The following is a 14571-nucleotide window of genomic DNA, read 5'->3' as shown; positions in this document are numbered from 1 at the left end:
GAACCATTCGATGCTCTTGCTCATTCTCGTCTTCTCCGCACTGGCGGCGTTTCATTTCATCTATTATATTGTGGACCGCATTCAGCCGGACAAGGACTATACCCCGATCGCCCTTCGCGTCAAAACGTGGTGGAGCATGTTCTTCATCTTCTGCCTGGCCACCCTGCTCAGTTCTGTCGTCTCTATGCTGAGCTTAATGGTGCTGATCTTCTTCGCGCTCAAGGAATACTTCTCCATGATCCGCACCCGCAAAGCGGACCGCAGACTGTTCCTGTGGGCGTATTTGGCGATCCCGATCCAGTTCTACTGGATCTACACCGGCTGGTACGGCATGTTCATCGTCTTCATCCCCATTTATGTATCGCTGTTCCTGCCGCTGCCGAGGCTGATCAACAAAGGAACGGTAGGGTTCCTCCGCAGCGTCAGCTCCACGCAGTGGGGGCTTATGCTGATGGTGTTCGGACTTAGCCATCTCGCGTATTTCCAGGTCGCCTCGCCGGAGTACGGTGCCGGACTTGTGCTGTATCTGGTTGTCCTTACCCAGCTCGGCGACGTCGTTCACGTACTCTTCTCCCTTTATTTCGGCAGACGCAGGATCGTTCCGACCGCCAATCCCAATCTGACCTGGGAAGGCTTCGCCTGCTCGCTTCTTGTGACTACGGCGGTCTCCTTCTTCATTGCCCCATACTTGACTCCGATCGCCCGCCCCTTCGCGCTCTTTACCGGCGCGCTGATCAGTCTGAGCGGGTTCTTCGGCAGCCTGACCGTCTCCGTGCTAAAGCGCGATCTGCTGATTGGCGACGACGACAAGGCGCAGGCGACGAAGAAGAGCTATCTCAGCCTGATTGACAGCCTCACCTATACATCGCCGGTGTTTCTCCATGTGATCCGGTATTTCTATGATTTTATGTAAGGGGCATTTCTTTAAAATAAATAAGCCGCCCATTGAACGCTTAAGATAAGGTTCAAAGGGCGGCTATGCTTCAATATTGTCCATTCCCGTTCCTTGCGGAAGACTACCGGTTCAGATCCGGCCGCTTGCCTGTCACCAGGTACACGACGCTTTCACCGATGTTGGTCGCGTGATCCGCGATCCGTTCAATGTAGCGGCCAACGAGTGTCAGCAGCATGGCCTGGGATACCGTTTCGGGCTGCTTCACCATGTAGCCGTACAGCTCGTTGATCATGGCACTGTAGAGATGATCGACCTGGTCGTCGTCAAGCGCCATTTTGTGAGCCAGATCGGTGTTCTCGTCCAGATAAGCAGTAATGGCCTCGGAGGTCATCGTCTTCACGATATCGGCCATTCTCGGGATATCCACCAGCGGCTTGATCAGATGCTGCCCATGCAGACGCAGAGTAACCTTCGCGACGTCCAGCGCAAGATCGCCCATGCGTTCCAGATCGCTGGAGATTTTGAAGGCCACGATGATCCGGCGAAGATCCTTCGCCACAGGCTGCTGGGTAATAATCAGCCGGGAGCCGATGTCCATGATCTGTTCTTCCATCTGATTCAGGCGAATGTCAGCCTGCACAATCTCCTGCGCGCGGTTCGTATCCTGCTGCTGGAGGGAGAATACTGCGCCTTCCAATGCGTTAACCACATGTTCAGCCATTTGGCGGAGCAGGCTGCGCAGCTCATCCAGGCTTTTATCAAATTCCACTCTTCGGATCATAAAATAGGGTATCCTCCTCGAATCTATATGTCTTCCGGATCTATCGTACAATCTCCCTCCACGCGGGGACGGGACTTAACCGAATCTTCCGGAAATGTAATCTTCGGTGCGCGAATCTTTCGGATTCGAGAACAGCTGCTCCGTTCCGGCAGCTTCTACAATGACGCCGTTCAGGAAAAAGACGGTCTTATCGGACACTCTCGCGGCCTGGTGCATGCTGTGGGTAACCATGACGATGGTATATTGTTTGCGAAGCTCCTGGATCAACTCTTCGATCTTCTGCGTAGATACCGGGTCAAGCGCAGAGGTCGCTTCGTCCATGAGCAGAATGTCGGGCTGAACGGCCAGCGCGCGGGCGATACAGAGCCGCTGCTGCTGTCCGCCGGACAGGCTGAGCGCCGATTTCTTCAGAAAGTCCTTCACTTCGTCCCAGAGAGCGGCCTGACGGAGACTCTGCTCCACAAGCTGATCAAGCTCTGCCTTGGCCGGCTTGCCATGAAGGCGAGGACCGTAAGCGATATTGTCATAAATCGATTTCGGGAAAGGATTCGGCTGTTGAAACACCATGCCCACCTGTTTGCGCAGGCTCTCCACCTCAATGTCCGCACCGTAAATGTCAGTTCCTTCGATGAGAACCTTGCCTTCGATCACCGTGCCCGGAATCATGTCGTTCATCCGGTTCAGCGTGCGCAGCAGCGTGGATTTACCGCAGCCCGAGGGTCCGATAAAAGCTGTAACGGCCTTCTCGGGAACCTGCAAATCCATATCCTTGAGCGCATGAAAGGCTTCGTAGTGCAGATTCAGCTTCTCTATGTCGATGATGGTCTTCTTGTCAGTCTTCGTATCGGTAGCCAGGGTGGCGTTCATATGCGTTCTCCTTCTCAGCATCTTCGGTACAAGTATATCCCCGGTTTGTTAATGACACTCCTGAGAAATGTTAACGCTGTGTAAAATCACCCATCGCCATCAGCCGATTCTTGACCTCCCGCGCACGTTCCGCACTCTGCCGGGCCAGGCGGCAGGCCGCCTCATCGGCCTGTTCTACCGCCCCGACGGCGGTACGGAGATTCTGGAAAAGGCTTTTGGCTGCGGCCACTTCCCCTGCCCCGCCGGCGATGTCGCCGGATGCGGCGCCGGTCAGCTCGGCGGTGCGTCCGGCCAGCCCGCCGATTCCGGCGAGCAGCGCGGAGATGCTCTCCGTCAGCCTGCGGGTGTGATGGGAGAGCGAGCGGACCTCGGAAGCTACAACCTGAAAGCCCCGGCCATGCTCGCCCGCATGGGCTGCCTCGATGGAGGCGTTGAGCGCCAGGAGCTCGCTGGTCTCGGCGATTCCGCCGATTTCGCCGGTGAGGGAGGCGATTTCCGACACATGCTCCAGCAGCTTCGCGACCTGGTCCCGCTGCTCCGCGATCCGTCCCTCCACACGGAGGTAGGAGGTGTGAACATGATCCATTTTGCCCGATCCCGTTTCAATCCACTGCTCCATCCGTTCGCATTCCAAGCGGGCTGCATCCGCCGCGGACGCCGCTTCCTGAAGCGCCGATTCCATGGAGCCGACATGGGTGAAGCTGCCTTCGACGGCAAGCCGGCGCTCCTCCTCGGCCCGTTCCTGCAGCCGGCCGGATAGCCTCATCAGGTCCCGCACCGTCAATACGCCTTTCAGTCTGCCGCCGTGATTAATTACGACGGAATCATAGAACTGCGACTCGCTGCGCTTCAGGGCACGTCCGATTACCTCTGAGGGATGATCGTTAATCTCTGCGGTCAGAGCCTCTCTGTCGGCAAATTGTAAGGCAGGCCGGGAGTAGAACAGCTCCGCTGCGAACCGTCCCGCAAGCTTGCGGTGAAACGCGTCGCGCATGAGAAGCCCTCCGGGAGCTCCGGAAGCGTCGGTTATGACCAGGCATGGGGCGTCGGGATGACTCCGGAATACGGCCAGCGCCTCCAGACAGTTCACTAACCCTCCCACCTCCGGAACCGGCTGGCAGTAATCGGCCAGCGCAACGCCTTCTCTTGAGCCGTGCGGCAGTCCGGCATCCGAATGAGACGTCTCTGCTTCAAGAGGAGACTTCCCGCTGGTCAAGACAGGATCTGACTGCTGTACCGAGGCTGAAACCCCATTCGTCCTTGCGCTTACAGGCATGTCCGTGCGGTCCACATCAGCAGCAGCTTTATCCGCCTGTGCGTCAGAAGTCCCCCCTTTAGCTGCTCGACGCTTCTCACGAAGACGGTCTTCGTTGCGTTCGGCTTCCTCACGCTGGCGCCAGAGAAGGTCCCGATCCACGGGAAGCTCCCTCTCTTCTTTCGCTTCTTCCCGTTTCACTTCTTCATCGCTCTTGGTCAGTACCTGCACCATGAATCCCTCCGATAGTCTTTCATTTTGTTTTCAGACTATAAGACAAATGTCATGGGAATTTCGGCTCATTGTAAAAAAAAGAACCCCGTCGCCGTTAAACGACCGGAGTTCTTTGTTTGTTCACAACCAGCTTGTAACCGACACCCCGAATGGAGTCGATATGAACAGAATCGGGGTCCAGCTCCAGCTTCTTGCGCAGCGAGCTGACATGCACGTCCACCGTCCGCTGGCCCCCGATATAATCGAAGCCCCATACGGCGTTCATGAGATCATCGCGTGTCAGCACAACACCCGGCTTGCGGGCCAGATAGAGCAGCACTTCAAATTCCTTGGGACGTAAATTGATGCTCTGGCCTCCAAGGCTGACTTCATAGCGCTCGGGGTAAATCTCGAGCTGACCCAGAATGATCGTGGAGTCGCCCGGCTTCTGCCCTTCCTGCGGCTCATCCGGGAGGCCGGATACGCGGCGGAGCACGGCGCTGACTCTTGCCAGCAGTTCGGACACGCCGAAGGGCTTGGTCATATAGTCGTCGGCTCCCGACTTCAAGCCGCGGACGACATCTTCCTCGGCATTCTTGGCCGTGAGCACGATGATGGGCGTCCGGATGCCTTGTCCACGCAGCTTATCGAGAATATCGATTCCGTTCATCCCCGGAAGCATGAGATCGAGGACAATAAGATCGAACTGTTCTTTAACCGCACGGTCATATCCCGCCGTTCCGTGATCCTCGAGCGTGACGTCGTAGCCTTCCTGCGTCAAATTGTACGACAGCAGCCGGGCCAGCGTCGGCTCGTCTTCGATGACAAGCAATCGTTGAGTCATAGATTCCCCCGCCTTATTATTTTTGACAAGCTCATCATATCATCGGAATGTTAACCGTGTGTAAAACCTTAACTTTCCTCTTCCTGAAGCAGCGGCAGCTCCAAGGTGAAGGTGCTTCCGATCCCGAGATCGCTGTCCACAGAGATTGTTCCGTGATGCAGCTCCGTCAAATGCTTGACGATCGACAAGCCGAGACCGGTGCCGCCCGAGCTTCTGGACCTTGCCTTGTCCACGCGATAGAAGCGCTCGAAGATACGCGGCAGGTCCTTGCGGGGGATGCCCATTCCCGTATCCGACACGGAAAAGACCACCGTCTCATCCCCGTCCGTCTTCACCCGGCTGGCCGCCGTTACCCGGACGCTGCCGCCGTCATGTGTATAATTGATCGCATTGGAGAGCAAATTCAGAAAAATTTGCCGCAGCTTATCCTCGTCGGCCTCGATGAAGAGCTCCTCTGGAACGTCCATGCTGAGGGAAATGCTCTTCTTCTCCGCCACCTTGCTGAGCGTCTCCAGCAGCGACTGAAAGAAGGATTCCAGATGAATCGGAGAGCAGTCAAGCTGCACCCGCTTGGATTCGATTTTGGACAGCTCCAGAATATCGCCGATCAGCCGGTTCAGACGCTCGTTCTCATCGTAAATAATCTGCAGGAACGAGTTGGCTGTCTTCTCGTCCTTGACGCCGCCGCCGAGCAGCGTCTCCGCGAATCCCTTGACTGCCGCGACCGGCGTCTTCAGCTCATGTGAAACGTTGGCGACAAATTCACTTCTCATCCGTTCAAGCCGGCGAATCTCCGTAACTTCCTGCAGCAGGAAGAGCATGCCCTGATAGCTGCCGCCCTGATTCATCGGTACGCCGTCCATCCGCATAGTGCGTTCGCCGGAATTGTAGAAGTTCCGTTCCTCATGGACCGGCTCCCTGTGCGAGAGCCCCTCCTCCAGAATGCGGGTCAGCTCGAAATGGCGCTTCAGCTCCCGGAAGTTCCGCCCGACCATATCGGCTGCGCTGACGTCGAGCATCCGTTCCGCCGCTTTGTTGAGCAGAACGATTTGCTCATCCTCATTCACAAGCAGAATGCCTCCGGTCATATTGTCCAGCACGCTCTGCAGCAGATTCTCGTTGTCGCGGATCGTGCGGAGCTGGGTCTGCAGGCTGTCCGCCATCACGTTGATGGCGCTGGCCAGCTGGCCGATCTCATCCTTGCGCCTGAGGGGCACCCTGGCGTCGTAATCCAGGTCGGTAATGCGCCGGGCCACCCTTGTAATCTGCTCCAGCGGCGAGGTAAGCCCGTAGGCGACCCGGTAACTGACCAGCGCGGCTGCGACGAACAGTAGTACAAGCCCGCCAGCCATAATCATCCAGGCCCGGTTCAGTCCCTGTTCGACGGCATCAAGTGCCATCGATAGCCGGATGTAGCCTTTGAAGGAGCCGTTCTCCGAGGCTACCTTCTTGGCGACATAGAGCATATTCTGGCCGATCGTATCGCTGTGGCGGATAGCCCGTCCGATGCCATCCTTGGCGGCCTGCAGCTCCTCTTCCCGGCCAAGATGGTTGTCCATCAGCTTGGGGTCCTTCTCGGAATCGCCGATAACCGTACCGTCCTCCCGGATGAAGGTGACGCGGGACTGCGTCAGCCGGCCGATTCTTTGCGCCTGGGCGGTATAATAGGCCAGCGCCTCGGAACTGTCCATGTCCCGGAACTCCATGGTCCCGGTAAGGAGATCAATCTCCCGGGACATATTGTCCTCCAGCGCCCCGACATGGGAATCCTTGAACAAATACGCCATTGTAAGGCCCGCCCCTACAATGGAAATACCGATCAAAATCATTAAAATCAAGGTAAGTCGGACCCGAAACGGTTTCATGGTCTGCTGCCTCTCTCTCCCTCTTGCTTCAGCTCTTTCTTCCGTCTTCTATGGTAGCCGGAAACCGGAGAGAACGCCAGCGGTCATTTCAGGAACGGTTAAGACTGAGCCTGGGACGCACTCCTTCCGTGTCCGGCCCATCAACCCCGAGCCACCGACCCTCTGCACCCGGCACTCAGCACTCAGCACTCAGCACTCAGCACTCAGCACTCGGCCAAAGCTGGTAGACCAGCATGACGGATGGCGGTCGCAAATCGACAAGCAGACTAACAGGGGCCGGGCATTCGATGCCCGGCCCTTCCGTATTGCCTGGATTGCTTGAATTAATTTACTTAAACACCGGCTCGCGGAATGCGGCGAGCTTCTCGGCCGAATTCTTCTCGACATCCGCATGCAAGCTGCCGCCGTGCGAATCCATAGTGACGATCGCCGCAAAGCCCTCGACCTGCAGATGCCACATCGCCTCCGGAATGCCGAACTCCATGAAATCGGCGCCGTTCACGTTCTTGATGCATTCGGCGTAATACTGGGCCGCTCCGCCGATCGCATTCAAATAGACGGCGCCATGCTCGCCCAGCGCCTGAAGCGTCTTCGCTCCCATGCCGCCCTTGCCGATGACGGCCCGGATGCCGAATTTGCGGATAATGTCGGCCTGATACGGCTCCTCGCGGATGCTCGTCGTCGGTCCCGCTGCCTTCACATGCCAGCCAGCCTCATCGTTCAGCATGACGGGGCCGCAGTGGTAGATGACGCCCCCGCCGAGGTCCACCGGGGAGTCGTGATCGATGAGATGCTTATGCAGCGCATCGCGTCCGGTGTGCATTTCACCCGAGAGAATGACCACATCCCCGACGCGGAGGGAGCGGATGTCCTCTTCACTAATCGGCGTGGTCAGCCGGACCTCGCGGGAAGGAGGCGCATCAGGTACCGCTTCCGGCGCTGCCTCCGCTGCGGCTTCGGTTGCCGCTCCTTCCTCCTCGACGGAAATGCCTGTTCCGCGTTCGTACAGCCACTCGCGGATTTCACCGGTCCCGGCGTCGAGCAGCAACCCCTGGCGCCGGAACGCCCAGCAGTTATACGCCACGGAGACGAAGAAACTGGCCGGCAGCCGGTTCATCACGCCGATTTTGCAGCCCAGCAGCGTCACTTCACCACCGAAGCCCATCGTTCCGATACCGAGCTCATTGGCATGCTCCAGTACGTAGTCCTCCAGCTCGGCCAGCTCCGGCACCGGGTTCGTATCGCCCGTCTTCCGGAACAGTTGCTTCTTGGCAAGCTCATAGCCCGAGGCCCGGTCGCCACCGATGCCCACGCCGATGAAGCCGGCGCTACAGCCTTGGCCTTGAGCCTGATACACAGCGTGTAAAATGCACTTGCGGATGCCGTCCAGGTCGCGTCCGGCCTTGCCCAAGCCTTCGAGCTCAGCGGGAAGGCTGTACTGGATATTCTTGTTCTCGCAGCCGCCACCCTTTAGAATCAGGCGGACATCGATTTGATCTTCTTCCCACTGTTCAAAATGGACGACCGGCGTTCCCCCGCCCAGATTATCGCCGCTGTTCGCCCCGGTCAGCGAATCGACGGAATTCGGCCGCAGCTTGCCTTCCTTCGTCGCTTTCCGGACGGCGGCTTCGATATCCCGCTTGATCGCAAGCTGATTGACGCCCACCGGCGTATGGATGATAAAGGTAGGCATGCCTGTATCCTGGCAGATCGGCGATACCTCCATCTCTGCCATGCCAATATTCTGCGCGATGGTCGCGAGCGCAAGGCCCGAGCGCGAGGCCCGGTCTTCCCGGCTGCGCCCCTCGGCTATCGCCCGGCGTACATCGCCCGGCAGGTTGGTGGATGTTTCAACAATCAGTTCGTACAGGCTGTCTTCAAACCGCCGCATTGCATCATGCTCCTCTCCGTCGTCCCGATAATCATGTGGATATAGTCAGATTCCATTCTGAATCTATCATATCATATCGGAACGGCGGCGATAGAGACTGCTTCAAATATAAGATTTTGTCAGACCGGTGCTTCGGCCAGGATGTCCCAATCCTTGAACACCGGCTGAAGGCCGCTCCGGTACAGCATCTCCCGGATTTCCGGCACGCTCCGTTCATCGGAAATCTCGAACTGCGGCGTGCCCCCGCCTCCTGTATGGCCGCCCACCTCCGTCGTCACTCCCGCCGAGATTTTCGTGATGCCCAGATGCACCAGCCGGTCCCGCAGCGCAGCGGGTTCGCGGGTCGACAGAGTAAGGCCCGAACGGGGCAGGAATAGACGGTAGGCAAGGATAATCTGCACGAGCGCGCGGTCCGTTACATCCGATTCCGGACTGAAGCTGCCCAGGTATGGACGGAAACGGGGAGGTGCAATGCTAATCTCGGTTCCCGGATAGCGGTCCTGGAGATACCGGGCATGCATGGCCGTCATGAACGCTTCGCGGCGCCAGTCGGACAGACCGAGCAGCGCGCCGATGGTCACGGAGCGGAATCCGGCCTGGCAGCCGCGCTCCGGCGCGTCCAGCCGGGCTCTGAAGTTCCGCTTCGGCCCTTTAACATGCAGACGGGCATAGGTCTCCCGGTCGTACACCTCCTGGAACATGGTAAGCCCGTCAACTCCGCATGCCGCGAGCTCACGGTATTCCTCAAGCGACAGCGGGTTGACCTCAATGCTTACAGACGAGAAATGCCTGCGTAGAACCCCCGCGCATTCCTTGACATAACTGACAGGCGAATCCTTCCGGGATTCACCTGTCAGCAGGAGAATATGCCTTAGGCCTGTCGCGGCAATCGCAGACGCCTCGCGATCGACCTCCTCCATCGTCAGCTTCTTCCGCGCAAAATCATGCTCAACGCTGAAGCTGCAGTAGGTGCATTGATTGACACAATAATCCGCCACGTACATCGGCGTGAACAGCTGGACGGCGTAGCCGAAATGAGCACGGGTAATACGGTGCGCCTTCTGGGCCATTTCCTCCAGATACGGGACAGCCGCCGGAGACAAGAGGGCTAGAAGATCCTCCGGGTCCAGCTTCTCGCGGGACAACGCCCGTTCCACATCATTTCTTCCATATTGTCCGGATTGCTCACCGAGCGGCATACTTTCCAGCTTCAGAAGGGTATCGTAAAAGCTCATGATCCGCCCCTCCTAAACGCTCAGGAATCCGGTCAGCGGCGAGGAAGCCTCGGCCGCATTCCGGACCGCGCCAAGGCCTGCCAGATAAGCCTGCCGTCCCGAAGCGACGGCGCCGCGGAACGCTTCGGCCATCAGAAGCGGATCGCGGGCGGTGGCAATCGCCGTGTTAAGCAGCACAGCGGCGGCGCCCATCTCCATCGCCTCGGCCGCCTCGGACGGGCGGCCGATACCGGCGTCCACAATGACTGGCAGTCCGGCCTCTTCGATCAGGATGCCGACCAGTTCCTTCGTCTTAAGCCCCCGGTTGCTGCCGATGGGAGCGCCCAGCGGCATGACCGCTGCGGCGCCGACATCTCTCAGCCGGAGCGCTGCCGACAGATCGGGGCTCATATAGGGCAGCACGATGAAGCCTTCCGCCGCCAGAATTTCCGTAGCCTTGACCGTCTCCAGATTGTCCGGCAGGAGATACTTCTGATCATTGATCACTTCGATCTTCACCCAATTCCCCATACCGGCGGCTCTTGCCAGCCGTGCGATGCGCACCGCCTCCTCCGCAGTTCGCGCTCCGGACGTGTTCGGAAGCAGTGTCATATGAGGAGGAATATGCGTAAGAATATTTTCCTCACGGGAAGCGGGATCGATTCTCCGGAGAGCTACGGTAATGACCTCCGATCCGGAGGCTTCCACAACCTCCGGAATCAGCGTATTGCGGCTGTACTTGCCTGTGCCGATGAACAGGCGGCTGCTCAGGCTTTTGCCGCCGATATGAAAGAGATCCTGTGACATTGAATAATTCCTCCTTGATTCCCATTAGGATTTCATAACATAAGCTTCATGGTGCGAATTACCCGAAATAGCGATGATACAGCGAACGCGCCTCCGCCGGATCGCCGGTTCCGTGAACGAGGACGCGTCCGTCCGGAAACACCGCCAGCCGGCGGTGATCCGCTGTAAAAGAAAGCATGAACGGATTCCGCTCCACTCTTCCATAAGGAGCCAGCCGTCTTCCCCACTCCTCCAGGTCCAGCTTGAGCGGCGCGGGCGGAGAAATCTGCACCGTATCCCGTCCGCACAGGACAGCCGTCCTGGTGTGGGAGGCTGCAGACAGATACGGATAGGTCCGGCTCGTCCCGCAAGACGGACAATCGGCTCGCTTCAGCTTGTCCGTGCGGACGGACGAGTGACGGTTCGTCCACAGGTCGAAGGAGACCAACGTGCCCCGCAGCGCTTCCGTACGGCCTGACAGCCATTTCAGCGCCTCGGCAGTCTGAAAAGCGGCGGTCATCTGTACGGCAGGTCCGATAATGCCTGCCGTATCGCATGTATCCGTCCCTCCGGGTATTCCGTCCATCAGACAATGCAGACAGGCGCTCTGCCCTGGGACGATTGTCATCGACAGCCCATAGCTGCCGGTACAGGCTCCGTATATCCAGGGGATGTCCATTTTGGCGGTAATATCGTTCAGAATCATCCGAACCTCAAAATTGTCGGAGGCGTCCAGAACAAGATCGACGCCGTCCATATAGAGAGCGATGTCACCCGCTGTAATATCGGCGACGATGCCCTCCACTTCAACCGCCGAATTGACACTCCGCAGCCTTCGCGCGGCCGCAGCCGCTTTCGGCATATGCTCGGCGGCATCCGCCTCGTCATATAAATTCTGCCGCTGCAAATTGCTCCACTCCACATAATCGCGGTCAACGAGCGTAACGCGGCCTACCCCCGAGCGGACCATCGTCTCCGCACATGCCGAGCCTAGAGCGCCCGCTCCAACGATCAAGACCTTCTTCTCCGCCAGTCTGCGCTGGCCTTCGGCGCCGATTCCATAGAAGCGCTCCTGCCTGCTGTAACGGCTCTCCTCATCAGGTTTCATGCTCATGATCAGCCTCCCCCCACAAAATGCACCAGCTCGATCCGGTCGCCATTGTTAAGCGACAGTTGGTCATATTCCTCCCGGCTGACGATCTCTCCGTTCAATTCCACAACCAGTCTCCGGTCCTTCCATTCCGGAAGCCGGAGAAGCCCGGCTAGCGTCCCGCATTCCTCAGGGAGCAAGGTTTCCTCTCCGTTAATTACCACCTTCAACGCCAACATCTCCTTCCGTAATTTCCTTCATTGCAGCCTCCGCTGCCTCACCCTTCATTGCGGCCTCCGCCGCCTCACGGTAAGCTCTCGCTGCCGACACCGGATCTTCAGCCCCGCAAATGCCGGACAGAACCGCGAACCCGGCCGCTCCTGTACGCAGCACTTCTCCCGCCAGCTCCGGCCCGATACCGCCGATGGCGATGACGGGAGCCGGACAGGCGCGAACCGCTGCCTGAAGTCCGCCAATCCCTCTCGCAGGAAGACCGGGCTTGCTCGCCGAGGCATAGACATGGCCGTACAGGCAGAAATCCGCTCCTTCCCTTGCCGCCAAGGCCGCCTCTTCCGGCGAATGAACAGAGCATCCCAGGCGGATGCCGGGAGCAATCCTCCTTGCTGCTGAGGCCGGCAGGCTGTGTCCGGCAAGCTGCACACCTCCCGCCCCGGAGGCCAGCGCGACATCCAGCCGGTCGTTCACGATCATTTTTCCGAGCGGAACGCCGTGCTCTGCCATTTCCTCCACAAGCCGAAGCAGCTCCTTCGCAGTGATTCTTTTTTCCCGCAAATGAATAAAATCCACGAAAGGATGTACCCCGGCGGCAATCGCAAGAAGAGATTCGAGGTTCATGTCTCCTTGGGACACCAGATGGATCTCGGGACGCATGGATATAGCTCCTTTCTCTAGGCACTGTGCGCCGCTTCTCATTCCCAGATGCAAAAAACCGCCCTCCCGAAGGAAGGCGGCGGAAATCGCGTTAACTGAACCACAAAGGCTGAATAAACGTCCATTCGCTCTCACTTCCCTACGCTGGTATAAACCAGATCAGGTTCGAAGGGTCCGAACTTAAACGTTCGTCTCAGCCTTGCGGCGCCCCCAGTGTCAACGACTATGAAATTGAGTAACCACAGGTAGTGTAGCATATATTCCCAGCAAATCCTATCCCTTTTGTTATAAAAGGGCTGTACCGCCTAAGATTAGCCGCGTTCGATTAGCTGCCTACAATTTCGCCGCCGTTAACATGCATCACCTGGCCGCTGACATACGACGAATCGTCGGATGCCAGATACACAAAGGCGGGAGCCAGCTCCTCCGGCTGACCCGGACGCTTCATCGGCTGCGAAGCGCCGAACTCGCTGACTTTCTTCTCGTCGAACGTGGACGGAATGAGCGGCGTCCAGATCGGCCCCGGCGCTACCGCGTTGACGCGAATGCCCTTGCTTATAAGGTTCATGGACAGGGACCGGGTGAACGCCAGAATGGCGCCTTTTGTTGCGGAATAGTCCAGCAGCTGAGGGCTGCCCCGGTAAGCCGTTATCGAAGTCGTATTTACGATGGTTGAGCCTTGTCCCAGATGGGGCATCGCCGCCTTCGTCAAATAGAACATCGAGAAAATATTCGTGCGGAATGTCCGTTCCAGCTGTTCGTTCGTAATATATTCGATCTTCTCCTGCGGATGCTGCTCAGCGGCATTGTTGATCAGAATGTCCAGCTTGCCGAGCCCTTCCACGGTTTTGTTGATGAGGTCCTGGCAAAAGGCTTCTACACCGATGTCGCCGGACACGAGTATGCACTTGCGTCCTTCCTGCTCGACCTGGCGTTTCGTCTCCTCTGCATCGGTATGCTCATTCAGATACGAAATCACCACATCGGCGCCTTCTTTGGCAAAAGCTACCGCCACCGCACGGCCGATCCCGCTGTCTCCTCCCGTAATAAGAGCTGCCTTGCCCAGCAGCTTGCCCGCCGCCTTGTAGTCTTTAGGCTCATACTTGGGAGGCGGCGTCATTTCCGACTCAAGGCCGGGCTGGTGATTCTGATGCTGGGGCGGCAAAGTCTTCAGGTTGCTCAAATTGCTCTCGGGCATATCTCATTCTCCTCTCGTAGTTGTCTGGCTGGCCCGCACTTTCTTTAGGATGGCTGGATTAATTGCTAATATACCGGTTCTTTCAGTTGTTCCAGCCATTATGTAAATTTACTTAACCAATCGAAAAAGGCTCAAACAGCAAAAAGAAGCTGAGCCGAGGTCACCGGAATGACCGCAGTTCAGCTTCAAACATACGAGAGGCAGCAATTCTTTAGATAATCTCGTTAAACACCATGAAGAACAGCATCACGAGCAGCAATACCGCCAGCAGGGCGCTGAGCGTCCGGATTTTGCCGGTTTCGCTTGTGACATCGCGGTTCTCCTTCATGCCATTTGCGGCCAGGCGGAGGGGTTTGCCCATAATGCCGGCAAGTGCGAACATCGCAAGCAGCAGCAGCGTAACGATGATCATCCAGGGTACCGAAAGATCATCTTTCTTGGTCATCATGTAGCCGCCGGTCAGCAGCTGGATGACAAGCCCGTATTGGGCAAAGCGGTTGAAACCGCCGATCGCGCTGAGTGTGCCTTCCTTGGCCGCAGACGACAGCTTCTCAGCCTTGCTGAGAACAAAAGGCAGCACCAGATAGAAGCCGAGCGCCACCGTACCGATCATATGTAGAAACATTAGCACATGCCAGTCCATAACACGATCCTCCCAACATTACTATGATTTATGTTACATCTAACGATATTATAGCAAATCGACTATCATTCCAAAAGAAAAACCCCGCTTTATCCACATAAAGCGAGGTTTCTCGTTCATATAATTGTCAATAACGGA

General features: G+C 57.5%; 14 protein-coding genes and 1 riboswitch. Of the genes, 1 reads left to right on the top strand and 13 read right to left on the bottom strand.

The features are described from left to right. Positions 1-10 precede the first annotated feature (10 nt). On the top strand, positions 11-913 hold the full coding sequence (locus tag PSTEL_RS09650) for a phosphatidate cytidylyltransferase (RefSeq protein ID WP_425415262.1): 903 nt from the start codon (positions 11-13) through the stop codon (positions 911-913). Positions 914-1016: 103 nt separating this feature from the next. On the opposite strand, the gene phoU is transcribed toward PSTEL_RS09650, so the two are convergent. From phoU to PSTEL_RS09585, 13 genes are all read right to left on the bottom strand, one after another. Continuing rightward, positions 1017-1676, bottom strand: a complete 660-nt coding sequence (gene phoU, locus PSTEL_RS09645) for a phosphate signaling complex protein PhoU (RefSeq protein WP_038694887.1) — start codon at positions 1674-1676, stop codon at positions 1017-1019. Positions 1677-1751: 75 nt separating this feature from the next. Next, entirely contained in the window at positions 1752-2543 is a 792-nt protein-coding gene (gene pstB, locus PSTEL_RS09640) for a phosphate ABC transporter ATP-binding protein PstB (protein ID WP_052098322.1), read from the bottom strand. A gap of 70 nt (positions 2544-2613) precedes the next feature. After that, complete coding sequence (locus PSTEL_RS09635) at positions 2614-4032, bottom strand: methyl-accepting chemotaxis protein (RefSeq protein ID WP_052098321.1); 1419 nt, start codon at positions 4030-4032, stop codon at positions 2614-2616. Positions 4033-4126: 94 nt separating this feature from the next. Beyond that, positions 4127-4855 carry a response regulator transcription factor gene (locus PSTEL_RS09630; protein WP_038694885.1) on the bottom strand — a complete coding sequence of 243 codons (729 nt, stop codon included), beginning with the start codon at positions 4853-4855 and terminating at the stop codon, positions 4127-4129. 68 nt (positions 4856-4923) lie between these two features. Continuing rightward, a complete protein-coding gene (gene pnpS, locus PSTEL_RS09625) occupies positions 4924-6720 on the bottom strand; it encodes a two-component system histidine kinase PnpS (RefSeq protein ID WP_038694883.1) in 1797 nt (598 codons plus the stop codon). Positions 6721-7048: 328 nt separating this feature from the next. Then, the gene (locus tag PSTEL_RS09620) at positions 7049-8611 is read right to left on the bottom strand and encodes a FumA C-terminus/TtdB family hydratase beta subunit (RefSeq protein WP_038694881.1); all 1563 of its coding nucleotides are present in this window, start codon (positions 8609-8611) and stop codon (positions 7049-7051) included. A 119-nt stretch (positions 8612-8730) separates the two neighbouring features. Further along, on the bottom strand, positions 8731-9846 hold the full coding sequence (gene thiH, locus PSTEL_RS09615) for a 2-iminoacetate synthase ThiH (RefSeq protein WP_038694879.1): 1116 nt from the start codon (positions 9844-9846) through the stop codon (positions 8731-8733). A gap of 12 nt (positions 9847-9858) precedes the next feature. Continuing rightward, positions 9859-10632, bottom strand: coding sequence for a thiazole synthase (locus PSTEL_RS09610; RefSeq protein WP_038694877.1), 774 nt, complete (start codon positions 10630-10632; stop codon positions 9859-9861). A gap of 58 nt (positions 10633-10690) precedes the next feature. Then, a complete protein-coding gene (locus tag PSTEL_RS09605) occupies positions 10691-11725 on the bottom strand; it encodes a ThiF family adenylyltransferase (protein WP_156995834.1) in 1035 nt (344 codons plus the stop codon). Positions 11726-11727: 2 nt separating this feature from the next. Then, complete coding sequence (thiS, locus tag PSTEL_RS09600) at positions 11728-11940, bottom strand: sulfur carrier protein ThiS (RefSeq protein ID WP_052098320.1); 213 nt, start codon at positions 11938-11940, stop codon at positions 11728-11730. Beyond that, positions 11915-12592 carry a thiamine phosphate synthase gene (locus PSTEL_RS09595; RefSeq protein ID WP_084064907.1) on the bottom strand — a complete coding sequence of 226 codons (678 nt, stop codon included), beginning with the start codon at positions 12590-12592 and terminating at the stop codon, positions 11915-11917. Before PSTEL_RS09595 ends, thiS begins: the two co-directional genes overlap by 26 nt. A gap of 119 nt (positions 12593-12711) precedes the next feature. After that, a riboswitch (TPP riboswitch) is annotated at positions 12712-12814 on the bottom strand. Positions 12815-12917: 103 nt separating this feature from the next. After that, complete coding sequence (locus PSTEL_RS09590; RefSeq protein WP_038694875.1) at positions 12918-13790, bottom strand: SDR family oxidoreductase; 873 nt, start codon at positions 13788-13790, stop codon at positions 12918-12920. A 211-nt stretch (positions 13791-14001) separates the two neighbouring features. Beyond that, complete coding sequence (locus tag PSTEL_RS09585) at positions 14002-14433, bottom strand: hypothetical protein (protein WP_038694874.1); 432 nt, start codon at positions 14431-14433, stop codon at positions 14002-14004. Positions 14434-14571: the final 138 nt, after the last annotated feature.

Origin of the sequence: Paenibacillus stellifer (assembly GCF_000758685.1) — a bacterium.
GTDB lineage: Bacteria > Bacillota > Bacilli > Paenibacillales > Paenibacillaceae > Paenibacillus_AQ > Paenibacillus_AQ stellifer.
This window is presented reverse-complemented; position numbering and strand designations above follow the sequence as displayed.